We start from the raw sequence: 25,864 nt of genomic DNA, 5'->3' as shown, positions 1-25,864 counted from the left end.
CGGTCCGATGTGCGGTTCTACGGTCCGATGTGCAGCAGCGACGACCAGACGTCCACGTCGTCCGGGGCCAGGCGGCGCAGGGACCGCGCCGCGGCGTGGACGGCCCAGGCGGACCGCGCGCCGTCGGGGGCGCCCCCTTCGGTCAGCGTCCGGTACACCTCCCGGGCCGCGTGGAGGGCCCTGTCGCTGTCGATCTCCCACAGGGTGCCGACCACGTGGACGAACGACTGCAGATGGAGAAGAGCGGCCATGTGGACCGCTTCGTCGTAGGCACGCGGGTCGGGCGCGGCGGTGCTGCAGGCCGACAGGTAGCAGAACTCGGCGCCGGCCAGGCGCAGATCGGCGAGTTGTTCCAGGGAGACGACGCCGTCGGTGACGGCGAGTCCGGTGGCGTCGGCGTGGCAGGCGACATGCACCCAGTGGGCGTCGCGCAGCCGTGCGAGAACGTCGTCGACGCGCGCCGCGCGCAGCGCCGCCGCGCCGGGGAAGCACCGGAGGAACTCCTCGGTCTCCTCGTCGACGGCGGGCAGATCCGACCTTCCGGGGGTCCGGCGCGCCGCGACGGCGAGGCCCCCGCGCGGAGTCACCACCCGTGCGGCCGACCGCAGCAGGGCGCTGACGGTGGGGGTGTAGGAGGAGACCACCTCGTCCAGCAGGGCGGGGCCGCCGGGCCGGGAGTGGTGCCCCGCCGCGTGGAGGGGCAGGGCGGCGAGCGGCCCGGTCGGACACCACCAGATCCGTCGCGTCTCGCCGAGGTGCGGCGCCACGGCGCGCAGCACGGGAACGGCGAGGTCGTCCCACAGCCGCGGGGCGATGACATTGAGCATCGCCTGATGCCGGCCGTCGGGGTCCGCCGACTGCCGTGCCCAGGCGACGAGTTCGGCGTGCTCCAGTCCGTCGAGCGGCACCAGGACCGGCTCGTCGTCCGGGAGCAGGACCACCGCGTCGCACCGCAGCGGACTCGTGTTGACGACCACCACGGGCCCGTCGACGGACGCCCGGGAAAGCTCCTCGTAGGTGTGCCGCCGGGTCAGGGCAAGACGCGCCGACAGCTCGTCCCACTCCTTCCCCAGCCGGACGCGGCGCTCCACGTCGGCGCCTGCCTCGTCGAACCGCCACTCGGCCGTCTCGGGCATGTCGAGTTCGGCGCGGATCTCGTCGAGGCGGCGTGCCGACACGGGATCGGCGGCGCGCGCGATCTCGGCGCCGTCCCGGAGGCGGGCGAGCTGACCCCACATCACGGCGCGCCCGTGGTCGAGGATCTCGATCGCCGTCTTCACCTGACCCGCGGCGATCGCCGCGGCGGCGGCGGACGTGGGCACCCCCTGCCAGCGCCTGAGCAGCCACCGCTGGTCGTCACGGCGCAGTCCGATCCAGGCCAGCTGAGGCAGGAGTTCGACGGCGAGCCCGTAGCCCTCGGCGGACAACGGACCCCCGGCACCGAGGTCACCGAGGTCAGTGGCCGCGGCCAGCCGCACCCGCAAGGGAGAGGACGACCCGGAGGCCGCCGCTCGCAGCCGTTCCGCCGCCGCGTCCGTCTCGCCCGACGCGGCGAGGACCTGGGCGTGGGCGGTCAGGCAGACGGCGTGCGCGGGGGCGCCGGGACCGTTCTCCGCCACGAGCCGCTCGGCCAGCGCTCGCGCCCGGACGAGGTCGTCCCGGTCGCCGCCGAGCCGGAACCTCTCCACCAGCGCCCGGACCAGCCGCGGGTCGGGGGCGGCGCGCAGGCCCGCCTCGACGGCGGCGGTCAGCGCCGCCGGGTCCTTCGTCTCCAGGTAGCGCAGGAACTGGAGCTCCAGGAGGCGATCGGGCACCCTGGACGGAAAGCGGCGGCCCACTCTGTGTACGAGAGCCAGCGCCTCTTCCAGGTCCGCGGTGTCCCCGCGCAGCTCGTAGCGGTACGTCAGCGCACGGGCCAGATTCAGGCTGATGTCCCGCCACCGGGCGCTGGTGAGCCAGAACCAGGGACGGGGCCAGGCCGCCATGGGCGTGAGGACGTCGATGGCCCGTTCGAGGCTGACCACCGTTCCGGTCCACTCGTAGCGGAGCATGAACGCCCGCGCCACCACGTTCTTGAGCCCCGGCCGGTCCATCACGGCGAAGAACCATTCGGCGAAGTGGCGCGGAGCGCCCAGCGCCGCCGGACCGTCCCGCAGCACCTCCTCCAGGATGTCCGTGTCGTTGCCGCGCTCAGCCATCAGGCCGATCAGCGCATCGGCCTTCAGCGACCAGGCCAGGGCGGAGAAATCACGGGACGTGGAGAGGCGGAACCGCTCGGCCCGGTCGGCCTTCCCGCGCAGCGCGTCCTGCTTGGTGGCGGCGCCACGGCCGCGGCGGGAGCGGACGGGCCCGTCGGGGAAATAGATTCCGACCAGCCCCAACAGCCTGTCCCCCTGCCACGGAAGGTAGACCAGGAAGAACGGGAGCAACAGCTGGGCAACGACCGCCCCGAAGAACACCGTGGTCGGCGTGTCCCCCGTCAGAATCGCCTTCAGCTGGTCCCACCGCATGACCGCCACAACCGCCAGGCCGGAAATCCAGATACCGCTGAGCAGGAGGTAGCGGGGCAGCATCGTGGTCGGCCGCCGGACGTAGCCGAGCCAGACCTGCCCCAGCATCCGCCGATGCGTGATGGCCCAGAGCGTCGACAGAACGAAGAACGCGCAGGAGACCGCGCCGACGAACGGCAGCGAGTAGGCCGACAGCGGTGAGTCGGGCATGTACGAGTGCAAGGTGGCCGTGTCGAGATCGAACCAGGCGCCGAGATCGGGACGGTAGACCGCGTTGTGCTCCGCGTCGTAGACAGGCTGATCATGCGGGCCGGACCGGAAGCTCCGGTGGCCCACCAGCCAGTGTCCCCACACACCACCGCCCGCCAGCGCGACCGCCGTCACAGGCCCCCACACGGCGAAGCGCCGTATCCCCCGTCCCATCGCACAGAGGATACGACCGAAGCGATACCGCGCGGGCCCTTTGGGACCCGGAGGCGGAAGAAGCGGCGGGGTGACGGAGGCCTGACGCACGCAAGGATCTGTGTGAGGGGCGCGCGTCTCTTTTCGTCACCGCTCGGGACGGGCCGTCCGCCGGCCTCAGTTCCGGAGCCAGACGTCGTCGATGGCGTCTTGGACGTCCTCGGTGCGGGTGACCTTGAAGACGGACACCATGAGGTTCTCTTCGCCGTAGAGGGAATGCAGGCCACACGCGAGGAGGTCGAGATACTCGACGCCGATGTAGGGCTCCCCCTCGTCGGTGCTGGGGTACTCGGCTCCGGAATCGGTGGAGTTGACGCCGACAGCCCGCAGGAGTCGCGCGGGGTTCCCGGTGACGTCCTGGTCGTCCCAGCCGTCAGCGGAGAGGCGAGGCTGTCCGGGGATACGGGCGAGGTACTTGGCGTAGTTCTCAGCCGAGTACATCTCGCACACGGCGGTGATCCGGGCTTCTGGGTGAGCTTCGGCCTGGGCATCGAACGCGGCGTCGAGATGGGTGGAGAGGATGCCGTCCTCGCCGAAGGCCGGGTCGCTGATCTGGACGATGGTGCCCCAGCATCCGACGGCGACGTAGTCGAGGTCGGCCATGTGCCGGGGGTGGTCCATGTCGTGGCGGAGCATGGGTTCGAGTTCCTCCACGATGGTGCAGACGGTGGGGAGTTCGGTGACGACGGCGCGGGCGCGGACCGGGTCATGGGCCGGCGCGTGGCGGATGGTGTGCTGGTCGTAGGGGGCGGGGCAGGGCGGGTGGACGCGGGTGATCTGGAGGGTGGACTGCCGCCAGGCGATCCGCGGGTTCGTGCTCATGGCGGGAGCCTAGGGTCGTTTGGCAACGGGCGGCGCGTCGATCCGCCGTCACGCTTGATGCTCGCGCGTTCAGGCTCCTGGAGGCAGCAGCCGCGAAAGTCCGTAGCGGAAACGGTCGTCGAAGGAGTCCGAGGCCATGAGGTGCTCGCCGATCCGGGCGAGGGCGGGGTAGCTGCCGGTGGCCACGAGTTCGTGGAACGAGCCGCGGGGATTGCCGGACGGGGTCTGCTGCTCCTGGGTCAGGCCCAGCGTGAAGTAGACGATCGACCAGCACAGGCGGGCCGCGTCCGCCTCGTGGTACCCGGCGTCCAGCAGGGCGCCGACGATGGTTTCGGCGACCCGCAGGGTCTTGCCTGTGCCGGTGAAGGTGCCCGCGACCAGGCGGCCTCCGTCGCGGTGTGCGAGCAGGGCGTCCCGGTAGCGGGTGGCGACCGTGCGGACCCGTTCGACCGGTTCGTCCGGCAGGTGGGTGACGTCGACGGAGCCGACGATGTGGTCGGCCATCGTATCGATGAGCGTCTGCTTCGTCTTCACGTACGAGCTCACCGAGTTGAGGTGGGAGCCGAGGGTCCGGGCGACCCCACGCAGCGTCAGTTTCTCGAGACCTTCCGCCTCCAGCGTGGTGAACGCCGCCTCGATCACGTCGTCCAGCGTCCAGCGCATCTCGTGTCCCGTTCCGTCCGTTCTCCGTCACCCACCGGCGATTTCTCGGTCATGGTACAAGTGGGCTGTTCAGGGCCCCGATCACCACCCGGTTCAGGCGCCGAACGCCGCCTGGGACACGGCGTCCCAACGCTCCCACTCCTCGATGCGGGACGCGTATTCCATCCGGATCACATCGAGCGGCCCCTTGCCGAAGAAGATCCGCAGGGGCGGCTCGTCGGCGTCGACGACCGCGAGGATCGCCGCGCGGGTGGCGGTCGGCTCGCCGCGCACCCCGGCCGGCCGCCGCATGCCGGCACGGAAGCCGTCGTAGGCCGCCAGGCGTTCGGCGTGGACGGCGGACGGTCCCGCCCAGTCGGTGGCGTATCCGGCGGGCTCGACCAGGGTGACCTTGATGCCGAAGTCCGCGACCTCCTTGGCGAGGCTCGCGGTGAAGCCCTCCAGGCCGAACTTCGAGGCGTGGTAGACGCCGAGGCCCGGCAGCGAGAAGACGCCCGCGATCGAGGAGACCTGGATGATGTGCCCGCCGCCCTGGGCACGCAGGTGCGGCAGCGCGGCCTGCGTGACCCACAGCGGGCCGAGCAGATTCACCTCGATCTGCGCCCGTGCCTGTTCCTCGCTGATCTCCTCGACCATGCCGAACAGGCCGTAGCCGGCATTGTTGACCACGACGTCGAGGCGGCCGAAGCGGTCGGCGGCCTGACGTACCGCGGTATCGACGGCCGCGCGGTCGGTGACGTCCAGCTGGATCGGCAGCAGGTTGTCGCCATGGGTCTTGGTCAGGTCGTCGAACGCGTCGGGGGTCCGGCTCGTCGCGGCGACCCGATCGCCCCGTTCCAGCGCGGCCTCGGTCCACTGCCTGCCGAACCCCGTGGACGCGCCGGTGATGAACCATGTCTTCGCGGTCATGTCGTGCTCCTGTGTTCCTCGGTGCCGGTTGATGCTCCCCGGCTGCGCCGGGTGAGCGGGGAGTGCGCGGGGATGACGGCCAGGCCGTCGACCTCGATGAGCCATTCGGGCCGGCCGAGTGCCTGGACGCCGATGAGCGTGCTCGCCGTGCGGGGCCAGTCGCCGCCGAAGGCGCGCCGGCCTGCCGCGAAGATCGGCTCGACCAGTTCGGGGCGGTGCCCCACGACGTGGATGGTGTTCTTCAACAGGTCACGTGGGCCGCAGCCGACCGCGGCCAGTGCGGCGGCGACATTGCGGAACGCCTGCTCGGCCTGGGCCGCGTGATCGCCTTCGCCGACGAGCCGGCCTTCGGCGTCCAGGGCGATCTGTCCCGCGATCGCGACGACGGATCCCGAGCGGACGATCGAGAGATGGTGTAGAGGCCGCCGACCGGAGGGGCCAGTTCGGGCGGGTCGAGATGCTCGATCACGGCCGTGTCCTCTCGTAGGGGGTGTAGTCGGGCAGCGCGAAGCCGTTCGACAGCCGGATCTGGTCGCGCAGCAGCAGATCGCCGAGCGGCAGCCGCTCCTGAAGCGCCACCACGCCGCGCCGGAACGCGATGCCGGCCGAGGTCCGCGGAGTCATCGTCTTGCCGTTGCCCTGCCCGAACCGCTGGACGCGGGTGATCCACGGCCGCAGCCGCTCCTCGTACGCCCGCAGCCCGGCGACGACGTTCCCCTCCGCCCTGGCCAGCTCACCGGCGAGCACATAGGCCCCGACGAGCGCGATGGTCGTGCCGTGCCCGGACATCGGCGAGGCGCAGAACGCGGCGTCGCCCACCAGCCCGATCCGGCCCGACGACCAGTGCGGCAGGGTCACTTGGCTGCACGCGTCGAAGTAGAAGTCCGGGGTGTCCTCCAACTGGTCGATCAGCTCGTCGGTGCGCCAGCGCATTCCGGCGGCGCGGGAGCGCACGACGGTCTTCAGCGCGGCGGTGTCGCGAGGGTCGTAGCGGAACGGGGCGGACCGGAAGGCGAGGATCGTCATCAGCCGGGTGTTGCCTCTCACGGCGCGGGCGCCGACGGTGCGGCCCGGTTCGGAGTACACCTCCGTCCAGTCGCCCAGCCCCAGCGTGTTCCGCGCGGTCCAGAACGACACGTAGTAGCCGAGGTGACGCAGCCGCGCGCCGTCCGGGCCGAACGCCAGGCCGCGCACGCCCGAATGCAGTCCGTCGGCCCCGACCACGACGTCGAAGCGGCGCGGTGCGGACTTCCCGAAGGTGACGTGCACGCCGTCGCGCCGGTCGTCGAGTGCGTCGATGCGGTCACCGAAGACGTACTCGACCGAGCCGCCGGTCGCCTCGTGGAGGATCTCCACCAGCGCACCCCGCAGGATCTCGGTGTCGGCCACCGGCCCGTCCCCGCCGAAACCGTCCGCCCGCACCGATGCCCGCCGCCGCCCTCGCGCGTCCACGAACGACAGCCCGTCCGCGCCCGTCCGCGCGGCGCGGACCACCTCGGCCAGGCCCGCCCGCGCGATCACGTCGCGCCCGCAGCCGCGGATGTCGATCAGCTGCCCGCCGGTGCGGCGCGCCGACGCCGACTCGACGACCGTGACCTGTGCCCCGTACCGCGCCAGCCAGTACGCGAGCGCCGGGCCCGCGATACCGGCGCCGGAGATCAGCGCTTTGACTCCGGTCATCTTTCCTCACCTCCATTTTGGTCGTTGACCAAGTCCCGCATCCCAGTGAAATTGGTCAGCGACCAAAAGTCAACGGCGCGGAGACCGGAGCACAACTCGGTGGCGGCCGGGGTGGAAGTGCGGGAGGCTCGCGCACATGGTTTCGATATTGCAGAACGTGGCGATCGACTGTGCGGATGCCTACGAGCTGGCCCGGTTCTGGAGCAGGGTGACCGACCGTCCGCCGCACCCGGAGAACGAACCGGGCGAACGGGAGACCCAGGTGCTGCTGGCAGGAGGTCCGGTGCTGCACTTCAACCAGGTGCCCGAGCCCAAGACGATCAAGAATCGGATCCATCTGTGTCTGCGCCCTGAGACCTCGCGCGATCAGGAGGTGGAACGGCTGCTGGGCCTCGGTGCCACCATGGTCAACGATCTCCGGAAGCCCGATGGCACCGGCTGGGCGGTCCTTGGCGACCCGGAAGGCAACGAGTTCTGCGTTCTCCGCAGCGAGTCCGACCGAGCCGCGAAGAACTCCTGACGCTCACGCGCCATCCTGGCCGGTGTCACATGACTGCCGGTCACGGCCACTCGCCGATGGCCGCGACGCCGCGGGTCCGCCCACGCGGACCCGCTTCGTACCCCTGGATCGTCCGCCCCGCCCCATACCCCCCCGCCAGGTGGGCGAGCCTCGGCGCGCGGCCTCAGAAGGTGTCTTGTCCGGCGGGGGCGCGTCGGATCACGATCTCCTCACCGTCGGTGGTGTGTACCGCGACCGCGTGCAGCCCGGGTTCGCCGGGCACGAAACGCAGCGGCAGCCGGTCGAAGGTCTCCGCCCCGATGTGCTCGCGGAACCGATCCCGTTCACCGGCCACCTCCAGCCAGGCAACCCCGGCCGCGGTACGGTCGCCGGTCACCTCGCGGCGGGCGGGGTTCTTGGCCGGATCATCCCGGTAGTACCAGTTCGGCAGGCCCTGCTGCCGGGCCCGTAACGCCACCTCTCCGGCCGGCGTGCTGGTGACCACGCGTTGGGTGCCGTCGGGTTCCCTGCGCCCCGGGATCACCTGGACCTGGCTGCCCAACCGCGAAGCGACCTGCTCCAGTTCCTCACGGGTGTCCGCGCGCAGGCACCAGAACATCCAGCGCTCCGTCCCGTCGCCGGTGGCACGCCGGAACCACGACGCCGGGCCGCCGGTTGCCCCGGTAGCGCTCTCCACCTCCATATAGGTGTCCCCGCCCAGCGGAAAGATCCAGTTGCGCAGACCGCCGGGGAACACCCCGCCCTCATAGCCGCCCAACCCGGTCCGCTCGGCCACCCTGCGCACGCCGCCGTCGAAATCCGGCACCCCGAGTGCCATGTGATCCAGGTGAAACACAGCTCCGGCACCTCCAGCTCGGGTGAACTCTTCGCTCGAGCCTAACGATCGGACGGTCACCGTGCACCGCTCCTGAACGAGGCGGCGGTGGCCGCCGCGTTCGTCAGCGGACGAGGGCGACGGCGAACAGCGCGAAGGCGAGCACGATGACGCACACGCGGACATAGTGGAACCGGTCCCACCGCCCCACCTGCTGCTTCCAGTCCGCGGGCACGCCCTCGTGCGACCACGTCGCGACACGCGAGTTGATCGGCACGAGCAGCAGGATCGACATCACCACGCTCACCACGAGCAGCACCGTGCCCGCGGCGACGAACGACGCGCCCGCGGCACCCCATGTCAGTGCGGACCACACCGCGCCGAGGACGACCGAGCTGATGTACCAGAACGGCATGACCCGGCCGAGGACGCGCGCCCCATCGCTGCGGGCTCCCAGTCCGCCGTCGTTCGGAAGGCGGTCGAGGATCGGGTTGACGAATACCGCCACCGCGAACTCCACGCCCACCATCACCCCGACCACGACGACCGTGACGACGGCCAGTACCTCCTGCATGTCCCCTCCCAGGGTTTTTCTAGCGGCGCTAGATTCTGATGCGATGCTAGACGTATCGCCGCTCGATTGTCTAGCGATGCTAGGATCGCGTCATGTCGGTACATGAACGCAAGGAACGCGAGCGGGCCAACCGCCACAGGCTGATCGTCTCCACGGCCCGCGAACTGGCCGAGACCCAGGGCTGGGACGCTGTCACCACGCGCCGGATCGCCGAGCGGATCGAGTACAGCCAACCCGTTCTCTACAGCCACTTCCGGGGCAGGCACGAGATCGTGGGAGCGGTCGCGCTGGAGGGGTTCGCCGAGCTGACGACCGCGCTGCGCGCCGCGGTGCCGGAGGAGCCTGCCGGCCGGGCGGCCGTGGTCGCGCTCGCCCGCGCCTACACCGACTTCGCCGAGCGCAACCACGCCCTTTACGACGCGATGTTCAGCCTCGACAACGGCCTCCCCTTCGCCGACGAGGCCACTCCCGCTCCGCTGCGTGAAGCGTTCCAGGCCCTGCTGGACCCTCTCGTCGATCACGCGCATCCCGATGAACCGGGGCTGTTCGTCGAGACGTTCTGGTCCGCGCTGCACGGACTGGTCACCCTCACCCGCGCCGGACGCCTGCCGGCCGACCGAGCCGCCGACCGCCTCACGCTCCTGGTCGACCGCTTCGTCCCCCGCGAGTAGGCGCTGTCCTCACATGCCCTCTCCACACAGCACCGGTCTGTCCCGTCGGCGGTACCCTCTCGAAATGCGACCCCTCCGGTACTCCATCAACGTCACTTTGGACGGATGCTGCGATCACCGTGTCATCGTCCCGGACGAAGCCATGCATCGTCACCACGCCGGGAACCTCGACCAGGCCGATGCGCTTCTCTTCGGCCGGACGACCTACGAGATGATGGAGGAAGCGTGGCGGCCACCGGCGCCGCCGGGAGCGAGACCTGACTGGATGGAACCCTTCGCCCAGACGATCGACGCGGCACAGAAATACGTGGTGTCGAGCACTCTGGAGCGGGTCGACTGGAACGCGGAACTCGTACGCGGGGATCTGGCCAAGGCCGTTCAGCAGCTCAAGCGGGAGCCCGGTAAGGGACTGTTCGTGGGAGGTGTGAAACTCCCATTGGCGTTGGCGGAACTGGGATTGATCGATGAGTACGAGTTCGTGGTGCAGCCCAGGCTCGCGGGCCACGGGCCGACGTTGTTCGCGGGGCTGTCGAAGCATGTCGACTTGAAGCTCGTGAGCCGGGTGGAGTTCGGCTCGGGGGCGGTGGCGATGCGGTACCAGCCGAGAAGGTAGCCATCGGGCTTGTCAGCCCGAGCCGACCGCATCATGGAGCCGTGGTTCACGGCTCGCGCTCGAAGCCCAGGCGCCCGGCACGCCGGCGGTTCCCCGTCCGTTCGCGCAGCTCGGCCAGCTCGCGGAGGGCCGCTGGTCGTGGTGTCGCTCGACGTAGGTGGGCAGAACGAATCCGGAGGCATGCGAGCCGATGCCGGAGATGGACGGGTGGACACGCAACTGGGCTGCCGTCCAACAGCCCAGGCGCTGGGGCCGGTCGGTCAGAGCATCACGGCGCGCCCGGGTCTCGGCGTCGGCCATATCGGCGATCGCCTGTTGGCTTCTCCGCGCCTGCTCGGCTTCCCGTACACGGGCCCGGTTGATCGCGTCATGCCGCTCCCGCCACCGCTCCGGATCGAGCAGCACCGCGTCACCGTCAACAACGATGCCACCGCGTGCGGCTGCCTGCCCGATGACGGCGATCACTTCGGCCAGGACGCCCACGTCAGCCGGGAACGCCTTGCCGCTCAGCCAGTTGTCGATGGTGTTGTGCGAACGGAGCACGCGCGAGGCAAGGTCGCGCAGGGAGGGGCGCACCCCCATCGGTAACCGTCGGCGAAGCTGTTCCACGCGCTTGAGGTCGTCGAAGAACCCTTCCTCCAGCGCGGCGGCGCTGCCGTCCTGTGTCATGGCTCTACCGGCCTGTTCCCTTCGCCAGCCGTCCAACACGTCCACCACCAACGCGTCGAGAGGCTGCCGGCCTAGGGCCTTTCGGGACACCGCCCGTCCAATCCGAGGCGGAGAAGTCGATGGACAGCCCCCTGGACAGGCGTCATGGGACAGCCCCGTCCCCGCGACAGATCCATGGGAGTCAATGATGACCACTTCCCGCCTCCTGCTCGACCTGCTGGCCATGCGGGCGGTCACGGTGATCCTGACCGGCACCGTGACCGCGACGACGGTCACGGTGATCATCCGTCAGGCCCTGCGTGGCGTCCCGCCCCAGCACCGGGCCGCCATTCTCCGCTCCGTCGCCGAGATCACTCGCGCACTGCGCAGCCGACGGAAATGAGGAATGTCCACAGAGCGGACAGTGACCAACCGCTCGCTTCGCCGTGCCCGCACCACCACCTGCGATGACTTTGCCGTTTCTTTACAACCCGTTGCGCCGCTGCCTCGTCTCTCCGCTCGATCCGTTACTCAGCCCGCCGAGCCACCGGGCGGGCGGACCAATGAAGGAGAGCGAGTTATGCGCCGCACCATCCTGAGCGCCACGGCACTTGCGTGCACCGCCGTACTGGCGAGCACCGTGCCCGCGTTCGCCGACGGGACGCCGTCCCCTCAGACGCCCCGCCCGGCCACCGCGGCCCCGACCGCGGAGCCGGCCAAGACTCCGCCCCAGGACGCCGCACCGGCCAAGACTCCGGCCCAGGACGCCGGACCGGCCAGGACTCCGGCCCGGGACCAGGTGTCCGTCGTACCGAGCGGAGCGCCCGACACGGGTGTGGCGGTCGTATCGACGCGGTCCGGATCCGACACCGGGCTGATCGGCGGGGGCGCCGCCGCGGTGCTCGCCGCGGGCGGCGCGGCGGTCTTCGTCCTGCGCCGCCGGAGGACGACCGGGGCATGATCTCGCCCTCCAGGCGCGCGTTCGTCACCGCGGCGACGGCCTCGCTGCTCGTGAGCTGCGGCGGCCCCGGGGCGGGCCAGGGCACAACGGCCCGCCCCAGCAGCGCGCCGGCGCCTTCACGTTCCTCCGGCTCCCCCGCAACGGCGGCGCAGGCCCTCGGGCGTTCGGTCCCGGTCGCGTTGCGGATCCCGGCCATCGGGGTCGACACCCCGGTCATGGAGCTGGGGCTGGCGCCGGACGGCAGTGTGCAGGTGCCCCCCATCACGGCACACGACCGGGCGGGCTGGTACCGGCATTCGCCCACGCCGGGTCAGGTCGGCCCGTCGGTGATCCTCGGTCATGTCACGGTCGGCACCTATGGGGACGGGGTCTTCCGTCACCTCTCGCGGCTGCGCCGGGGTGACCGGATCGTGGCGCGTCTGAAGAACGGCACGGAGGCGCGGTTCGCTGTCAGCTCCGTACGGACGGTCGCCAAGGCGGACTTCCCGACGGACGACGTCTACGGGGACGTGGACCGTCCGGAGCTGCGGCTCATCACATGCGGCGGCCCCCGTGACGGTGGCGAGTACCTCGACAACGTGATCGTCTTCGCCGAACCGGGCCCGGCGAGTCCCTGACTCGCCACCCGGATCCCGGGCCGTTGGAACCGTATGCCAGCGGCCCGGGATCCTTCCTCACGAATGTGTCCACGACCATGGAGAGCGTTGAAACGGTCCCGCGAGAAAGCAGCGGCCGAGCTGTTCGGCACCCTCTACCCGCGCCTCGCGGGCTGGGTCCGCCGTCTCGTCGACGACGACGAGACGGCCCACGAGATCGCCTCCGAGGCGTTCACCAGGCTCTGGGCCCGCTGGACGTCCGTGGAGGAGCCCCGCGGCTTCCTCTACGTCACCGCGGCCAACCTCGTCCGGGACCACTGGCGCAAACTGGAGCGCGAGCGGAAAGCCATGCACCGCGCCACCACCGAAGCCGCCGTCCGCCCCCATCCCGAACAGGAGGACCCATCGGTACGCCTCCTCGTGCAGTCACTGCCGGAACGACTGCGTGTGGCGATCCTGCTGCACTACTACGCCGACATGCCGATACGGGAGGTGGCCGTACTGACCGGGCGCAAGGAAGGAACCGTCAAGGCCGACCTGCACGCGGCCCGAGAACTGCTCCGCGCCCACCTGAGGAGAAGCCTTGACCACACGCTGTGACGACGGCCCGGAGTTCGAGCCCGATGACCCCCTCGCCGTGATCCTCCGGTCCTCCTCCGACACCCTCGGCCCGCCCGTCGGCCGATACGAGGCGATCCGCCGCGCCGCGGTCCGCCGCCGGCTGCTGCGCACCGCGGCCAGGGCCGGCATGGTGGGCGTGGTCGCCGTCCTCATCGTCCTTCCGCTCCGCCTGGCCGCACCGGGGTCACCCGCGTCCCCGACAGTCCCCCTCGCCCCACCGCCGATGCGCGGCCCCTCGCTCCCACCGCCCCCGCAGACCCCGCCGACGCCGCCCGCACCCGTCACTCCCAGACCCGACACCACGGCCGGGCCGTCCGCCGAGCCGCCGTCCGAGAAGAAGGGCCCTGCGCGGGATACGGACCGGGCGAGCACCCAGGGCAGTGACGAGGGCCCGAGGGATTCGGGCCGGCGTGACCCTCCACGGTCAGAGCCCCGTCAGACAGTCGGGTCGTCGGCGATGCGATAGCCCACCCCGGGCGTCGTCGTGATGACCGGCGGGCTGCCCAGCTTGCGGCGCAACCGGCCGATGGTGACGGTCACCGTGTTGGTGAACGGGTCGGCGTTCTCGTCCCACACCTGTTCCAGGAGGTCCTCGGCGCTCAGGAAACCGGGGCCGGCGCGCAGCAGCGCCTCCAGGACGGCGAACTCCTTCACGGACAGTTTCAGCGGCTGTCCGTCACGGTGGGCGGTCCTGCGTACCGGGTCGAGTTCGAGGCCGACGGCGCGCAGCGCGCGGGGCCGGGCGGCGGGCCTGCGGCGGGCCAGGGACCGGATGCGCAGGATCAACTCCGGGAAGTGGAAGGGCTTGGCGAGGTAGTCGTCGGCGCCGAGGGTGAGACCGCTGACCCGGTCGCCGGGCGCTCCGGCCGCGGTCAGCATCAGCACCATCGCGCGATCGTCCCGCTCGGTGATCATCTGGCAGAGCGTGTCGCCGTGGATGCCGGGCAGGTCGCGGTCGAGGACCACGACGTCGTACGCGTTCACGCCGAGCTTGTCGGCGGCGGCGAGACCGTCGTGCGCGACGTCGACGGCCATCCCCTGGTCCCGCAGTCCCTCGGCGACGACCTCGGCGAGCGAGCGCGCGTCCTCCACGACCAGAACCCTCACGGTGTGCCCTCTTGCGAACCGGCCGCCGGCGGCAGCGCCGCCACAACGCGCAGGCCGCCCTCCGGCCGGGCCAGCAGGGCGAGTCGGCCACCGTGCGCCGCGACGATCGCCGCCACGATCGACAGCCCCAGGCCGGAACTCCCCTCCGGCCCCGTCCGGTCGGCGCCGAGCCGCTCGAACGGCTCCGTGAGCCGGTCCACCTGGCCCTGGTCGAGGACGCGCCCGCCGGTCTCGACGACGAGGCGTGCCTCGATGTCGTCGTGTTCGGTGGAGATACGGATCCAGCCGCCTCCCTGGTTGTGCACGATCGCGTTGTCGACCATGTTCTCCACCATCCGGGACAGCAGCGCCGGGCTCCCCCGCGTCCAGGCGTTCGCACGCGCCTCTCCGTCGACGGTCAGCGTCTTCGCGGCGATGTCGGCGGCCCGGACGGTCAGCGCCTCACGCGCCAGCTCGCCGAGCGACACACGGGTCCGGTCGGCGAGGGTGCCGTGCTGTGCCCGTGCGAGGACGAGGAAGCCCTCCAGCAGGTGATCCACCCGGTCGAGTTCGGTCCGCAACCGGCCGGCGAGCGCGACGGTCTGTGCCGCGGGCTCCGGTTTGGCGACGGCGACGTCCAGCGACGCCCGCATCGTCGCCAGCGGCGTGCGCAGTTCGTGCGCGGCGTTGCCGACGAACCGGCGCTGCGCGACGAATGAGACTTCGAGGCGTTCCAGAAGGCCGTCGACCGTGTCGGCGAGCTCCTTGACCTCGTCGACGGGTCCGGCCACGGCGAGCCGCTGATGCAGGTTCTCCGCGGAGATCCGCCGTGTCGCCGCGGTGATCAGCCGCAGCGGGCGCAGCACCCGGCCGGCGAGGACCCGGCCGAGCAGGAGCGAGAAGCCCACCATCACCACCAGCGCGATCAGCGAGCCGACGAGCAACTGGTGGTTCTGCTGCGCGTGCACGTCCGACAGTTGCCGCTCCAGAACCCGGATCTGCTGCTCGGCGGCGGCGAGGCCGGAGCGGCCGGCCGGGGGCTGTTCAGGAGCGACGCTGGTCACCCGGCCACCACCGGACATCAGGTACGTCAGGGTGAGCAGCACGATCGCGGACCCGAGAAACCCCGCGGCGTACAAGATCGTGAATCGCCGTCCGACGGTTCCGCTCCGCGGCTTGCCCATGATTCTCTCCCCCGCTCAGGTCCGGCCGGACTCAGGATGCCCCGCCGCACCTAACAGCGGCATGACAGGGGTGGTTCGGACCTCGTTATGGTCGAGTCCGTAGACCTGATTCATGCTTACGACCAGTGAACTACTCCGTCGGGAGTGGACAGGATTCCGGCGTCCGGGCCGGCTGATCGCGATGGTGGCGGCTGCGCTGGCCGTCGTCACGATCGGTCTGCTCTACGCGTTCGGCAACCACGCGTCCTGCGACGGATCGTGCCCGGCCGAACCAACCGGGCCGGACGGCTCCCTCGTCAACGACCAGTTCGCCTTCCTGCATCGCGATCTGGGCGAGAACGGCAGCATCACGGTCCGGATGACATCCATGACGGGCACGATCACCTACCCGCCGCCGGACCATGACCAGATCGTGCCGGGCCTGGTGCCATGGGCGAAGGCGGGGATCATCATCAAGGACGGTGTCCGCCAGGGATCCTCGTACGCGGCGCTGATGCTCACCGGCGACCACGGCGTGCGGATGCAGTACGACTACCGCCATGACATCGCGGGCAGCGACGGAGGGGTCTCGGCCACGTCGCCGCGCTGGCTGCGGCTGACGCGGGCGGGCGACACCATCACCGGCTACGAGTCGGCCGACGGCGAGCGGTGGGCGAAGGTCGGCACGGCGCGGCTGTCCGGGCTGCCCAGGACCGTGCGGGTCGGGCTGTTCGCCACCTCTCCGGGCGACCTCACGCTGCGGCCTGTCGGCCTCGGCGGCGCCACGGAAGAGGTGCGCTTCACGCAGGCCGGCGCAACGTTCGACAACGTCGTCCTCAAGGGGGCGCCATCCGGCGGGCGTTGGAGCGGGGACGCCGTCGGCGAGATGAACCGGACCGATTGGGAGAAGTACCACAAGGCGTCCGGGGCGGTGGAGGAGGGCGGCACGATATCCGTCACCGGCACCGGTGACATAGGACCGGGAGATGCCGAGGGCGGCGGCCGCCCGGTGGAACGTACGCTCGGCGGTCTGGCCCTCGGACTCCTCGTCGTGCTCGTGGTCGCCGTCCGGTTCGTCACCTCCGAGTACCGCCGCGAGGCCGCGTACGGCCCGCCGGTCACCCGGCGGACGCTCGCGGCGAAGGCGGTTGTCGCCGGAGCCGTGACGTTCCTGACCGGTCTCCTCGCCGTGGGCATCACGATCCCTGTCGGTGTGGCGATCGTGAGAGGGAACGGGATCCCCGTCATCGGCGTGTCCGTGTTCACCGGAGTGCGGGTCGTCGTCGGTACGGCCGCCGTGTTCGCTCTCACCGCCGTACTCGCGGTCGCGCTCGGTGCCCTGCTCCGACGGGCCTGGCTCGCGATCCTTGCCGGCGTCCTGGCGATCGCGGTCCCGTACGTGGTGACTTCCTTCCCGCTGCTGGCCGACGGCCTGTCACAGTGGCTGCTGCGGGTCACTCCGGCCGCCGGCTTCGCCGCCCAGCAGACCCTCATCGCATATCCGCAGGTCGTCGCCCACTACGTGCCCTCCACCGGTTACTTCCCGCTTCCGTGGTGGGCCGGGATCGCTGTGTTGTGCGCGTACGCGGTGATGCTTCTGGGGCTGGCGCTGAACCGTCTGCCGCACAGCGACGAGCGGGCCGGGCAACCGGTGGGCTGGAGGTGACCCGTGAGACGATCCACCACCACCGGGCACGAGGTGGCGTCAAGCGGTCGTCATCCGGCGGGGCGGGTGGACTGCCGTATCACGAGGTCCGTCGACACCTGCTTCAAGGGCTCCACGGTTTCCCCGCGCAGCATCGCCGCCATCGCGTCGACCCCCAGTCTGCCCAGCTCCTCGCCGTGCAGATCGACCGTCGTCAAGCCGGGGAGCAACAGGCCCGCGACGTCTGTGTTGTCGATGCCCACGACGGAGATGTCATCGGGCACCCGCATGCCGAGCGTGGCGGCGGCGTGGTAGACACCGGCCGCGGCGACATCGTCGTCACACACCACCGCGCGGGGCGGTGTGCCATCGCTCAGCAGTTTGCGTGCCGTGTCCAGTGTGGGGTCGAGCGCCTCTGTGAGAGGTATGGAGAACTCAGTGACGCGCAGGTTCCGCGCGGCGGCCTCGAACCCGGCCTGCCGGGACCGGAAGCTGTACGAGGTCCGCCGGTAGCGCAGGTGGCCGATCGAGCGGTGCCCCAGGTCCACCAGGTGCCCGACGGCCGTGCGCATGCCGCCCGCCACGTCGAGATCGACGACCAGTCGGTTCCGCGCGGACAGCGCCGGGTCGGAGTCGATGAGGACGGTGGGCACCAGGGGCGGCAGTTCGCCGATCTGGCGGTCGTTCGGCGAACAGATCATCAAGCCGTCGAACTGGTTAGCGGAGAGGACCCGTGCCATCGTCTTGCTGTTCCAGCTGGAACTGGCCACGACCGTCAGGCCATGGGCCTCGGCCGCGTCATGAGCGCTGGCCAGCACCTGCGCGAACAAGGGGCCCCGGATGTTGGGCACGGCCAGAAGTACCAACCCCGTGCGTCCCAGGCGGAGTTGACGGGCCGCCGCCTGAGGCCGGTAGCCGAGCCGCTCGCCGGCGTCCCGCACCCGTTTCTCCGTGGCCTTGGACACACGCTTACTGCCCTTTCCCGAGAACACCAGGGACACACTGGCCTGGGAGACCCCCGCGAGCCGCGCCACGTCGCGAGAGGTGGGCCGTCGGGGCGTCGGTGTGGTGCCTCGCTCGGACGGTGTGACTGCCTCGGAATCCGGGCGGTCTTGGTCGGGCACGCCCTCGCGACGGGAACCGGAGGCCATGGACACCTTTCCAAGGGGAGGCCGCTGCGCACGTGCCGCAGGGCATGCTGTAGTCGGTGACGTGCGGCCACGCCGCGAGTAGATGCTACCGCCCGATCCGAAGCCCCCAGGCTGTCCGCGCACCTTCAGGCATCAGATGCGGAGCGCCCCGAGGGGCTCGTAGTACCGGTGTGGTGCGGCCGATCGGCTGATGCCGGCGCGCATACGGAGGGCCGTCCAACCAGGGAGGACCACGGAGCACCGTCGCTCCCGCCACATGTCCCACGCGGGGCGAATGGGTACACCTCCGGCACAGTGTGACCGATGGCAAGGTTGGCTCGAAACGGCTTGCCCAGCGGCGTGTTACGTATAACCTAGCTCCTCGGACCACATCATTCGATTCACTCGCCCGCCAGCGGGGCGCGGGCGACCGGAAGCCGCACCGAGGGCCCCGTGGTCGCGCGCGACTCCTGAGTCCGACGCACCCCTCTGCTGTGAGGAGTTGACCCTCTCGACGCCATCACCACCGTGTCCTTTCGCCGCCCTGGCCGCCCCGCGGAGCCAGGACGGCGAACCGCCCAGGCCACGGTTATCGCCCCACCCGCCGCCTTCCACCGACAGGAGCATTCAGTGACGAACACCCTCAGTCCGGCCGCCCCCGTCGCCCATTCGGGCGCCGGTCACGCAGCTCGCGCCGGAGACCTGCCGGTGCTGCAGAGCGCCCAGACCCGCTGGCCCATGCCGCCCGCTCGCCTCGTACTCGTCACACACCTCCTCGACACCGCCGTTCCCTACGTACGGCTGTTCGACCGGTGCATGGATCTGGTCGGGGTGGTGCCCGTCCCCTACAGCGTGCAGCCCGAAGCGCTCTCCCGGCTCGATGACCTTCCGGTCACCGTGCCCGAATCGATCGGGGACGTCGGAACGTTCGCCGTGCGCGACGCCGTGCGCGCGGCCCGCGAGAGTGAACTCCCCGTGGTGGTACAGGAGGTGGGCGGATACTGCGCCGACGCGGTCGGCGAGCTCGCCCAGTCCCCGAGCGTGCGGGGCATCGTGGAGGACACCAAACAGGGACAATGGCGGTACGAGAGAAACATGCCGTTACCACTGCCCGTGTTCACCATCGCGGACAGCCCGCTCAAAGCACTGGAGGACGTCCAGGTGGGCCGCTCGGTGGCCTACAGCGTCGAGCGGCTGTTACGACTGCGCTTCTACCGGCTGCTCAGCGAGCGGCGGGTGCTGGTGCTCGGCTATGGCGGCATCGGTACGGCCCTGGCCGAACACCTGCGGCGGACCGGTGCCCAGGTCGCGGTCTACGACCCGGACGAGGTGCGGATGTCGGCCGCGGTGGTGCACGGCTTCCGGGTGGGGGCGCGGAAGGACCTGCTGGGCTGGGCGGAGGTGATCGTCGGTGTCTCGGGGCACCGCGCGCTCACCACCGAGGATCTGCCCCTGCTGCGTGACGGCGTGGTGCTGGCCAGCGGCAGCTCCAAGCAGGTCGAGTTCGACGTCGAGGGGCTGTGCCACAACGCCGACACGCTCGTCGAAACCGACGAGGTCATGGAGTTGCAGGTCGCCGGCCGCACGGTGTACTTGCTCAATCAGGGCAAGCCGGTGAACTTTCTGGAGCAGAGCATCCTCGGCTCCGTACTGGACCTGGTCTACACCGAGCTGTACCTGTGCACGCGCGAGCTGGCCCGCCGCGCGTGGAGTCCGGGACTGCATCGCCTCGACCCCCGGATGCAGCAGGAACTGGCCCAGCAGTGGCGCGAGGAGTACGGGCGACAGTGGTGACACTCCTCGACCGGGTCCGCGCCCATGTGCGGGCCGACTTCGCCGCCGCGGACCCGGCGCACGACATCAACCACCTCGACCGGGTCGCGGCCCTGGCCGGGGACATCGCGTCCCGTCTGTCCGCCGATCCACTGTCCGCCCAGGTCGCCGCGTACGTCCACGACTACCACCGGGTGGAGGAGGCCAGGCAGGGGCGGCGGCCCATCCGCCCCGAGGAGGCCCGTACCGCCGTACTGGACGTGCTTGTACGGTGCGAGGTCCCGCGGGAGCTGCACGGAACGATCCTGCGCGCCGTCGAGCTGACCGGGCGCTACCGCTTCGGCGGTGACGATCTCGACGGAGAGGACGTGATCGCCGCCGCGGTGCATGACGCGGACAACCTCGACGCGATGGGCGCCGTCGGCATCGGACGCGCCTTCGCGTTCGGCGGGCTGCTCGGGGAGTCCCTGTGGGAGCCCGGCGCCCAGCTGAAAGAGCTGTACGCGGAAGGCGAGACGTCGTCGGTGCTGGCCCATCTGTACGAGAAGCTGGTCCACCTCGAGAAGGACATGCTCACGGAGCCGGCCCGGCGCCTGGCCGCCGAGCGTGCCTTCCAACTGCACCGGTTCGCCGCCGAGTTCCGTTCGCAATGGGGAAACGAGGAGACCGTGTCCCGCCCCGGCGGTACCCGGGTCCGCTGGGATCCGCTCACCCGCTTCCTGGCCGTGGCGCCGCAGCCGTGGCCCGACGGCACCGTGACACGCATCGGCTTCCGGGGACGCGTCAGGCTGGCCTTCGACGAACAGGGACAGCCCGTGGAGGTGGACCTGTTGGGTGCTCCGGAGGTGCTCACTCGCTGCGTGCCTCACGCTCAGCGCTCACGGGCCTGGAACACGGCGGCGGGACGGGAGTGGTTGCTGGACGCGGAGGCCAACGACGTGTGGATCAGCATCGTCGATACCCCCGTCCACCGTCGTCTCACCGCCGTCGGTGACATCGAGGTGCGCCTGTGCGAGGGCCGACCGGCCGCGCTGCAACTGCACCTGACCGAGGACGCCCCGGTTTCCCTCAGCGGCGAGGGTGCCTCATGAGTTATGTGAGCCTCCTGCGGAGTCCGTACGCGACCCGGCTGCTGGTGGGCACTCTCGTCGGTCGGCTGCCGAGCGCGATGGCCGCTGTCGCGATCCCCCTGGCGCTGCGCAACGCAGGCGCACCATACGCGTTCATCGGGGTTGCCATCGGGGCGTTCGCCATCGCCGCGGCGGTGGGAGGGCCCCTGCTCGGCCGCCTGGTGGACCATGTCGGCCAGCCCGTGGTGCTGCTGGCGACAGCCGTGCTGGCGGGCTGCGGGTTCCTTGTGATCGCGGCGGCCCCCGACCGGCAGGCTGCCGTCGTGGCCGGAGCGGCCTTGGCGGGAGCGGCGACCCCGCCGCTGGAGCCCTGCCTGCGGGCGCTGTGGCCGGCGGTCGTCGACGCGAAGAAACTGGAGTCGGCCTACGCTCTGGACTCCGCCTCCCAGCAACTGATCTTCGTGGGCGGGCCGTTGATCGTTGCCGGCTGTGTCGCCGCCGCCTCACCCGTGGAAGCCCTCTGGGCCGCCGCGCTGCTGGGGCTCGCGGGGGTCCTCGTCGTCGCCACCGCGGCGCCCACCCGGGCCTGGCAGGCCCCTGCCCGCCAGGCCGACTGGCTCGGCCCGCTGCGCAGCCGTGGTCTCGTCGTCCTGCTGGTCAGCCTCACCGGTGTGGGCGTTGCCATCGGCACGCTCAATGTCATCGTCGTGGCCTACGCCGAGGAACACCGGCTGCCCGGGGGTGCCCCGACGCTCCTGGCCCTGAACGCCCTCGGTGCCCTGGTCGGGGGACTGGCGTACGGCGCCGTACGCCGCTGGCCGGTCCCGCCCGCGCGGCGGACCCTGCTGCTGGTAGTCGGCCTGGGGCTGGGTTATGCGCTGTTGTGCCTCCTGCCCGCGCCTCCGTTGATGTCCTGCCTGATGCTGCTGACCGGGCTGTTCCTCGCACCGGTACTGACCGTCTCCTTCGTCCTGGTCGGAGAGCTCGCGCCGGCGGGCACCGTCACCGAGGCGTTCGCCTGGCTCGTCACACTGATGACCTCGGGCTCGGCGCTGGGGTCCGCCGTCGTGGGGTTGGTCCTGGAGCACGGCGGTCCGAGATGGGCTGCGGTGTGTGGCGTGCTGGGGCTCGCGGTCAGCGTCCTCATCCTCCTGGCCGGGCAGTCACGGTTGGATGCGGAACAGCGTGCGGGCGCCACGGCGTCGGCTGTGTCCACGGCATGACCTGCCCGTTGCCCGACGCCACGGTCACGCTGGCGATGATCTTGGAAGCAGGTTGACGATGACAGGGGGATGGTCCGGATGCCAACCATGGAATGGGTAGCCAGCAGCTGTCGCCTGCTGGCCTCGACAGCGGTCGATTTCGAGCGGGAGCGGCCCTTCGCGGGTTTGCGGATCGGCGCGGCGATCCATCTCGAACCCAAGACGGCGACCCTGCTCCTGGTGCTGGCACGCGGTGGGGCGGATGTCGTCGCGACGGGAAACCTCAGGACTACACAGGGCGCCACCCTGACCTTCCTGAGGAAGCAGGGGATCACGGTCATCGGTGACCGCACGCGCGACCCGCAAACCGAGGACGCGTGTCTGCGCCAGGTCCTCGCGACCCGGCCCAACCTGCTTCTGGACAACGGCGGCGGCCTGTTCCTGCGCTACCTCGACGCGCCCTACGAGGGGTTGCTGGGAGGGACGGAGGAAACCACATCGGGGCGGGCACGGCTGATGCCGGTACGTGCCCGGATCAAGCGCCCGGTGCTGGTGATCAACGACAGTCCGATCAAGCAGTTCGCGGAGAACACCCATGCGGTCGGCCAGAGCGTGCTGGAGTCGTTTCTGCGCATCACCAACCGGGCCACCAACGGACGGCGTGTCACCGTCGTCGGCTATGGCGCCTGTGGGCGCGGCATCGCCAGGAACTTCGCCAACGCGCATGCCCGGGTCGCCGTGTGGGACAACGACCCCGTCCGTCGCCTGGAGGCCATGTTCGACGGCTACGCGGTCCCCGGCCGGCAGGAGGCGTTCGCATCGGCGGACATCATCGTGACGTCCACGGGAAACCCCGGCATTCTCACCGCGGATGACCTCCCCCTGCTGTCCGACGGCGTGATCCTGGTCAACGCGGGTCACCTCCCGTGGGAGATCGACGTACCCGGACTGCTCGCCCACCCCGCCGTCCTGAACTGCACCGAACCGACCGAGGGATTACAGACCCTGACTCTGAGCGGCGGCGCCCGCGTCAACATCCTCACCGAGGGCCACATGGTGAATCTGAACGGGCCGCGCCCCCTGGGGAATTCGGTTGAGTCCATGGACCTCGGATTCACCCTGCAGGCCCGCTGCCTGGAAGCCATCGCGGTCGGCCGTGTCCCCGCTGACCGGTGTGTCGTCCCTGTCCCGCCCGAGATCGACGCCGAGGTTGCGCGGGCGTATGTGGCCCTGGCCGGCGGGGAGCGTCCAGTGAGTACCCGGTGACCGGCACAAGCAGCACATGATTCCCGCGACCGTGGTCGTTCCCAGCCACCTCATCAACGTACGTACTGCACAGAGGAGTTGTAATGAAGCAACCTGTGGAGACTGACAACGGTGTGAGCGACTCCCCCGATGGGGACCTTCTCTCCTGGAAGCAGGGAAGGCCCGCGGACATCGAGGGGCGCAGCAAGAAACTGTGGCTGCTGCCCGACGGCCTGTGCGTCGTCGAGATCATCCCCTCGCTGCGAAGCTTCACTTACGCCCGGGACGAACTGGTCGAGGACACTGGCCCGTTGCGGCTCGACTTCTATGAACGGGCCGCCGCGAAACTGGCGGGTGCGGGGATCCGTACCGCGTTCTCCCGCCGCCTCTCCGCCACCTGTTACGTGGCTGAGTACCACCCCGCGCCGCCGTTCGAGGTCATTGTCAAGAACCGCGCGGTCGGCTCCACGCTGGTGAAGTATCCGGGGCTGTTCGAGGAGAACCAGCCGCTGCCCACGCCGGTGGTGAAGTTCGACTACCGGGTCGACCCCGAGGACCAGCCGATCGGTGAGGACTATCTGCGCGCGCTGGGCCTGCCGGTCGAGGAACTGCGCCGGCAGGCGCTGGCGGTGAACACCATCCTGGGCGACTGGCTGCGCCCTGTCGAACTGTGGGACTTCTGCCTGATCTTCGGTATCACGGACGACCGCGAGCCCGTGCTGATATCCGAGGTGTCGCAGGACTGCATGCGCCTGCGCCACCCCGACGGATCCCCATTGGACAAGGATCTCTTCCGCGGCGGGGCGTCCCAGGCAACGATCACTTCGCAATGGCGGAGGCTGTTCGATGGGCTCGACTGACCGCCCGGTGGCATTGCTCACCGGGACGAACCGCGGCACCGGCCGAAGCCTCGCCCAGGAGCTGCATGAGCGGGGCTACCGCCTCTTCTCCCTCAACCGCACGCCGACCGGCGAGGACTGGCTCCATGAACAGCGATGCGACCTCGCGGACCCCGAGCAGATCAGGGACTGCGTCGCCCGGGTGCTCGCGGCGACGGACCGGCTCGACGTGTGCGTTTCCAACGCGGTCGACCGCCTCCTGGAACCGATCGCCGACATCCGCCAGGCGGACTGGGACAGGTCTCTGGCGGTGAATCTCAGCGCGAACCTCCATCTGACCCAGGCTGTGCTACCGGCCCTGCGATCCGGCAACGGGCTGATCGTCTTCATGGGAAGCCACGCCGGCACCCGGTATTTCGAAGGCGGTGCCACCTACAGTGCCACGAAGGCCGCTCTGGCGGCCTTCGTGGAGACGCTGCTGTTGGAGGAACGGAACAACGGTGTGCGGGCATGCCTGATCTCGCCGGGCGCGATCGCCAACCTGGAGGGGGACACGGATCCCCACAAGATGACAACTCAGGCAGTCGCCAAGGGCATCGCCTCGATCATCGACGATTTTCCCAAAGACTTGCTGGTGGGTGAGATCGAGATCAGACCTGCATCGCTGCCCAAACCCCCTGTCACCGGAATCGACCGGCTGCTGCACGTCTAGGAGGACCGCATGCTCTCCCTCGCACTGCCCAAGGGGTCTTCGCTCGAGCGGCGGACCCTTGGTCTGTTCGCCGCTGCCGGCCTGGAAGTGACCAGGCCCTCCGAACGTGCCTACCGGGGCACCATCGCCTACAGCGGCCCGATACAGGTCGCCTTCTTCAAGCCACGGGAAATCCCTCTGGTCGTCGCGGACGGGTCGTTCGATGCCGGGCTGACCGGTGCCGACTGGGTCGAGGAAACCGAAGCCAAGGTCGAGAGCGTGGTGTCCTTCACCTACTCCAAGGCCACGGACTCGCCGTGGCGGGTGGTGCTGGCGGTTCCGGCCGAGCACGCGGCGCGGACCGTGCAGGATCTCGGCCAGGGCATACGGATCGCCACCGAGTACCCAACGATCGCCCGCCGGTTCCTCCAGGACGCGGGAATCCAGGCGGATGTGATCCATTCGTACGGCGCGACCGAGGCGAAGATCCCGGAACTGGCCGATGCCATCGTGGACGTCGTCGAGACGGGTTCCACGCTCGACCACAACGGCCTGCGGATCATCGAGACGATCCGCACCTGCACCCCGTGGTTCATCGCCAGTCCGCAGGCGTGGTGCGACGCCGGCCGACAACGAAGGATCCAGGGGATGGCCCGGCTGCTGGACGCCGCTCACGCGAGGTCCACCAACGCGCTGCTGACCGTACGCGTGCCCGCGCACTGTCTGGACCGGGTAACCCGCTCCATGCCCGAGCGTTCCTGGCGGCTCGGGGCCGGCCTGCACGGCACCGACCTGGTCGTCGTCCAAGGGCTGGCACAGCGCGCCGGGCTGCCCGACGTCATCGACCGCCTGCTGGAAGCAGGCGCACTTGATGTCACCCAGACCGACGGCGGAATGACCACGTCGGCGCTCCCCCGGACACCCTTACGATGACCGATCCACCGTGGGTGTTCAGG

Annotated in this window: 28 protein-coding genes; 16 read left to right on the top strand and 12 right to left on the bottom strand. The window is 70.3% G+C overall.

What is annotated here, in order from left to right; translation table 11 throughout:
- Positions 1–17: 17 nt before the first annotated feature.
- The 6 genes from CU044_RS27520 to CU044_RS27495 all read right to left on the bottom strand — a co-directional run bounded on the left by CU044_RS27520 (position 18) and on the right by CU044_RS27495 (position 7,046).
- Positions 18–2,933, bottom strand: a complete 2,916-nt coding sequence (locus CU044_RS27520) for a CHAT domain-containing protein (RefSeq protein WP_129771453.1) — start codon at positions 2,931–2,933, stop codon at positions 18–20.
- 156 nt (positions 2,934–3,089) lie between these two features.
- Positions 3,090–3,794, bottom strand: coding sequence for a DUF6333 family protein (locus CU044_RS27515; protein ID WP_129771452.1), 705 nt, complete (start codon positions 3,792–3,794; stop codon positions 3,090–3,092).
- Between the two features lie 69 nt (positions 3,795–3,863).
- A complete protein-coding gene (locus CU044_RS27510; RefSeq protein ID WP_129771451.1) occupies positions 3,864–4,457 on the bottom strand; it encodes a TetR/AcrR family transcriptional regulator C-terminal domain-containing protein in 594 nt (197 codons plus the stop codon).
- Between the two features lie 93 nt (positions 4,458–4,550).
- Positions 4,551–5,366 (bottom strand): SDR family oxidoreductase, encoded by an 816-nt coding sequence (locus tag CU044_RS27505; protein WP_129771450.1) that lies wholly within the window; start codon positions 5,364–5,366, stop codon positions 4,551–4,553.
- Entirely contained in the window at positions 5,363–5,725 is a 363-nt protein-coding gene (locus tag CU044_RS27500) for a RidA family protein (RefSeq protein ID WP_240045878.1), read from the bottom strand. Before CU044_RS27500 ends, CU044_RS27505 begins: the two co-directional genes overlap by 4 nt.
- 106 nt (positions 5,726–5,831) lie before the next feature.
- Positions 5,832–7,046, bottom strand: coding sequence for an FAD-dependent monooxygenase (locus CU044_RS27495; RefSeq protein WP_129771449.1), 1,215 nt, complete (start codon positions 7,044–7,046; stop codon positions 5,832–5,834).
- Positions 7,047–7,182: 136 nt separating this feature from the next.
- Between CU044_RS27495 and CU044_RS27490 the strand changes: the two genes are divergently transcribed.
- Positions 7,183–7,566 carry a VOC family protein gene (locus CU044_RS27490; RefSeq protein WP_129771448.1) on the top strand — a complete coding sequence of 128 codons (384 nt, stop codon included), beginning with the start codon at positions 7,183–7,185 and terminating at the stop codon, positions 7,564–7,566.
- Positions 7,567–7,729: 163 nt separating this feature from the next.
- On the opposite strand, the gene CU044_RS27485 is transcribed toward CU044_RS27490, so the two are convergent.
- Both CU044_RS27485 and CU044_RS27480 read right to left on the bottom strand, forming a co-directional pair.
- Positions 7,730–8,383 carry a VOC family protein gene (locus CU044_RS27485; RefSeq protein ID WP_205124114.1) on the bottom strand — a complete coding sequence of 218 codons (654 nt, stop codon included), beginning with the start codon at positions 8,381–8,383 and terminating at the stop codon, positions 7,730–7,732.
- A 121-nt stretch (positions 8,384–8,504) separates the two neighbouring features.
- Positions 8,505–8,954 (bottom strand): DUF1772 domain-containing protein, encoded by a 450-nt coding sequence (locus CU044_RS27480; protein WP_129771446.1) that lies wholly within the window; start codon positions 8,952–8,954, stop codon positions 8,505–8,507.
- Positions 8,955–9,046: 92 nt separating this feature from the next.
- Between CU044_RS27480 and CU044_RS27475 the strand changes: the two genes are divergently transcribed.
- Together CU044_RS27475 and CU044_RS27470 are read left to right on the top strand one after the other, a co-directional pair.
- Positions 9,047–9,625, top strand: coding sequence for a TetR/AcrR family transcriptional regulator (locus tag CU044_RS27475; RefSeq protein ID WP_129771445.1), 579 nt, complete (start codon positions 9,047–9,049; stop codon positions 9,623–9,625).
- Between the two features lie 64 nt (positions 9,626–9,689).
- A complete protein-coding gene (locus CU044_RS27470; protein WP_129771444.1) occupies positions 9,690–10,238 on the top strand; it encodes a dihydrofolate reductase family protein in 549 nt (182 codons plus the stop codon).
- A gap of 12 nt (positions 10,239–10,250) precedes the next feature.
- Here CU044_RS27470 and CU044_RS27465 read toward each other — a convergent pair whose 3' ends face one another.
- Entirely contained in the window at positions 10,251–10,958 is a 708-nt protein-coding gene (locus CU044_RS27465) for a hypothetical protein (protein WP_165371984.1), read from the bottom strand.
- Between the two features lie 136 nt (positions 10,959–11,094).
- Between CU044_RS27465 and CU044_RS27460 the strand changes: the two genes are divergently transcribed.
- From CU044_RS27460 to CU044_RS27440, 5 genes are all read left to right on the top strand, one after another.
- Positions 11,095–11,289: a hypothetical protein gene (locus CU044_RS27460; RefSeq protein ID WP_129771442.1), complete on the top strand. Its 195-nt coding sequence runs from the start codon at positions 11,095–11,097 to the stop codon at positions 11,287–11,289.
- Between the two features lie 177 nt (positions 11,290–11,466).
- On the top strand, positions 11,467–11,847 hold the full coding sequence (locus CU044_RS27455) for a Tat pathway signal sequence domain protein (protein WP_129771441.1): 381 nt from the start codon (positions 11,467–11,469) through the stop codon (positions 11,845–11,847).
- Positions 11,844–12,464 (top strand): class F sortase, encoded by a 621-nt coding sequence (locus CU044_RS27450; protein ID WP_129771440.1) that lies wholly within the window; start codon positions 11,844–11,846, stop codon positions 12,462–12,464. The genes CU044_RS27455 and CU044_RS27450 overlap by 4 nt, the downstream gene beginning before the upstream one ends.
- Before the next feature lie 87 nt (positions 12,465–12,551).
- Positions 12,552–13,043 carry an RNA polymerase sigma factor gene (locus CU044_RS27445; RefSeq protein WP_129771439.1) on the top strand — a complete coding sequence of 164 codons (492 nt, stop codon included), beginning with the start codon at positions 12,552–12,554 and terminating at the stop codon, positions 13,041–13,043.
- Entirely contained in the window at positions 13,027–13,530 is a 504-nt protein-coding gene (locus CU044_RS27440) for a hypothetical protein (RefSeq protein WP_129771438.1), read from the top strand. The genes CU044_RS27445 and CU044_RS27440 overlap by 17 nt, the downstream gene beginning before the upstream one ends.
- On the opposite strand, the gene CU044_RS27435 is transcribed toward CU044_RS27440, so the two are convergent.
- Both CU044_RS27435 and CU044_RS27430 read right to left on the bottom strand, forming a co-directional pair.
- The gene (locus tag CU044_RS27435) at positions 13,500–14,171 is read right to left on the bottom strand and encodes a response regulator transcription factor (protein WP_129771437.1); all 672 of its coding nucleotides are present in this window, start codon (positions 14,169–14,171) and stop codon (positions 13,500–13,502) included. The genes CU044_RS27440 and CU044_RS27435 overlap by 31 nt on opposite strands.
- Entirely contained in the window at positions 14,168–15,334 is a 1,167-nt protein-coding gene (locus tag CU044_RS27430; RefSeq protein WP_129771436.1) for an ATP-binding protein, read from the bottom strand. The genes CU044_RS27435 and CU044_RS27430 overlap by 4 nt, the downstream gene beginning before the upstream one ends.
- A gap of 112 nt (positions 15,335–15,446) precedes the next feature.
- Here CU044_RS27430 and CU044_RS27425 point away from each other — a divergent pair, with 112 nt between their 5' ends.
- Complete coding sequence (locus tag CU044_RS27425; protein WP_129771435.1) at positions 15,447–16,979, top strand: ABC transporter permease subunit; 1,533 nt, start codon at positions 15,447–15,449, stop codon at positions 16,977–16,979.
- Positions 16,980–17,029: 50 nt separating this feature from the next.
- On the opposite strand, the gene CU044_RS27420 is transcribed toward CU044_RS27425, so the two are convergent.
- Positions 17,030–17,992: a LacI family DNA-binding transcriptional regulator gene (locus CU044_RS27420; RefSeq protein ID WP_165371983.1), complete on the bottom strand. Its 963-nt coding sequence runs from the start codon at positions 17,990–17,992 to the stop codon at positions 17,030–17,032.
- Between the two features lie 726 nt (positions 17,993–18,718).
- Between CU044_RS27420 and CU044_RS27415 the strand changes: the two genes are divergently transcribed.
- The 7 genes from CU044_RS27415 (at position 18,719) to hisG (ending at position 25,841) form a co-directional block, all read left to right on the top strand.
- Positions 18,719–19,882: an NAD(P)-dependent oxidoreductase gene (locus CU044_RS27415; RefSeq protein ID WP_129771433.1), complete on the top strand. Its 1,164-nt coding sequence runs from the start codon at positions 18,719–18,721 to the stop codon at positions 19,880–19,882.
- On the top strand, positions 19,876–20,952 hold the full coding sequence (locus CU044_RS27410; protein ID WP_129771432.1) for a hypothetical protein: 1,077 nt from the start codon (positions 19,876–19,878) through the stop codon (positions 20,950–20,952). Before CU044_RS27415 ends, CU044_RS27410 begins: the two co-directional genes overlap by 7 nt.
- Positions 20,949–22,154 carry an MFS transporter gene (locus CU044_RS27405; RefSeq protein ID WP_129771431.1) on the top strand — a complete coding sequence of 402 codons (1,206 nt, stop codon included), beginning with the start codon at positions 20,949–20,951 and terminating at the stop codon, positions 22,152–22,154. The genes CU044_RS27410 and CU044_RS27405 overlap by 4 nt, the downstream gene beginning before the upstream one ends.
- A gap of 87 nt (positions 22,155–22,241) precedes the next feature.
- Entirely contained in the window at positions 22,242–23,399 is a 1,158-nt protein-coding gene (locus CU044_RS27400; protein WP_205124113.1) for an adenosylhomocysteinase, read from the top strand.
- Between the two features lie 83 nt (positions 23,400–23,482).
- Positions 23,483–24,238 (top strand): phosphoribosylaminoimidazolesuccinocarboxamide synthase, encoded by a 756-nt coding sequence (locus CU044_RS27395; RefSeq protein WP_129771429.1) that lies wholly within the window; start codon positions 23,483–23,485, stop codon positions 24,236–24,238.
- Positions 24,225–24,929: an SDR family NAD(P)-dependent oxidoreductase gene (locus CU044_RS27390; RefSeq protein WP_129771428.1), complete on the top strand. Its 705-nt coding sequence runs from the start codon at positions 24,225–24,227 to the stop codon at positions 24,927–24,929. Before CU044_RS27395 ends, CU044_RS27390 begins: the two co-directional genes overlap by 14 nt.
- 9 nt (positions 24,930–24,938) lie before the next feature.
- On the top strand, positions 24,939–25,841 hold the full coding sequence (gene hisG / locus CU044_RS27385; RefSeq protein ID WP_129771427.1) for an ATP phosphoribosyltransferase: 903 nt from the start codon (positions 24,939–24,941) through the stop codon (positions 25,839–25,841).
- Positions 25,842–25,864: the final 23 nt, after the last annotated feature.

It is taken from the genome of Streptomyces sp. L-9-10, from assembly GCF_004151105.1.
In the GTDB taxonomy this organism is placed as follows: domain Bacteria; phylum Actinomycetota; class Actinomycetes; order Streptomycetales; family Streptomycetaceae; genus Streptomyces.
The sequence above is the reverse complement of the archived record's forward strand: the minus strand, read 5'-3'. Positions and strand labels throughout refer to the sequence as shown.

Coding starts and splice junctions, on each gene's coding strand:
- CU044_RS27450 (WP_129771440.1), top strand. CDS start 11,844: ATGATCTCGCCCTCCAGGCGCGCGTTCGTCACCGCGGCGACGGCCTCG.
- CU044_RS27515 (WP_129771452.1), bottom strand. CDS start 3,794: ATGAGCACGAACCCGCGGATCGCCTGGCGGCAGTCCACCCTCCAGATC.
- CU044_RS27400 (WP_205124113.1), top strand. CDS start 22,242: ATGGAATGGGTAGCCAGCAGCTGTCGCCTGCTGGCCTCGACAGCGGTC.
- CU044_RS27470 (WP_129771444.1), top strand. CDS start 9,690: ATGCGACCCCTCCGGTACTCCATCAACGTCACTTTGGACGGATGCTGC.
- CU044_RS27460 (WP_129771442.1), top strand. CDS start 11,095: ATGACCACTTCCCGCCTCCTGCTCGACCTGCTGGCCATGCGGGCGGTC.
- CU044_RS27430 (WP_129771436.1), bottom strand. CDS start 15,334: ATGGGCAAGCCGCGGAGCGGAACCGTCGGACGGCGATTCACGATCTTG.
- CU044_RS27480 (WP_129771446.1), bottom strand. CDS start 8,954: ATGCAGGAGGTACTGGCCGTCGTCACGGTCGTCGTGGTCGGGGTGATG.
- CU044_RS27520 (WP_129771453.1), bottom strand. CDS start 2,933: ATGGGACGGGGGATACGGCGCTTCGCCGTGTGGGGGCCTGTGACGGCG.
- CU044_RS27505 (WP_129771450.1), bottom strand. CDS start 5,366: ATGACCGCGAAGACATGGTTCATCACCGGCGCGTCCACGGGGTTCGGC.
- CU044_RS27405 (WP_129771431.1), top strand. CDS start 20,949: ATGAGTTATGTGAGCCTCCTGCGGAGTCCGTACGCGACCCGGCTGCTG.
- CU044_RS27495 (WP_129771449.1), bottom strand. CDS start 7,046: ATGACCGGAGTCAAAGCGCTGATCTCCGGCGCCGGTATCGCGGGCCCG.
- CU044_RS27485 (WP_205124114.1), bottom strand. CDS start 8,383: ATGGCACTCGGGGTGCCGGATTTCGACGGCGGCGTGCGCAGGGTGGCC.
- CU044_RS27425 (WP_129771435.1), top strand. CDS start 15,447: ATGCTTACGACCAGTGAACTACTCCGTCGGGAGTGGACAGGATTCCGG.
- CU044_RS27490 (WP_129771448.1), top strand. CDS start 7,183: ATGGTTTCGATATTGCAGAACGTGGCGATCGACTGTGCGGATGCCTAC.
- hisG (WP_129771427.1), top strand. CDS start 24,939: ATGCTCTCCCTCGCACTGCCCAAGGGGTCTTCGCTCGAGCGGCGGACC.
- CU044_RS27395 (WP_129771429.1), top strand. CDS start 23,483: ATGAAGCAACCTGTGGAGACTGACAACGGTGTGAGCGACTCCCCCGAT.
- CU044_RS27390 (WP_129771428.1), top strand. CDS start 24,225: ATGGGCTCGACTGACCGCCCGGTGGCATTGCTCACCGGGACGAACCGC.
- CU044_RS27475 (WP_129771445.1), top strand. CDS start 9,047: ATGTCGGTACATGAACGCAAGGAACGCGAGCGGGCCAACCGCCACAGG.
- CU044_RS27455 (WP_129771441.1), top strand. CDS start 11,467: ATGCGCCGCACCATCCTGAGCGCCACGGCACTTGCGTGCACCGCCGTA.
- CU044_RS27510 (WP_129771451.1), bottom strand. CDS start 4,457: ATGCGCTGGACGCTGGACGACGTGATCGAGGCGGCGTTCACCACGCTG.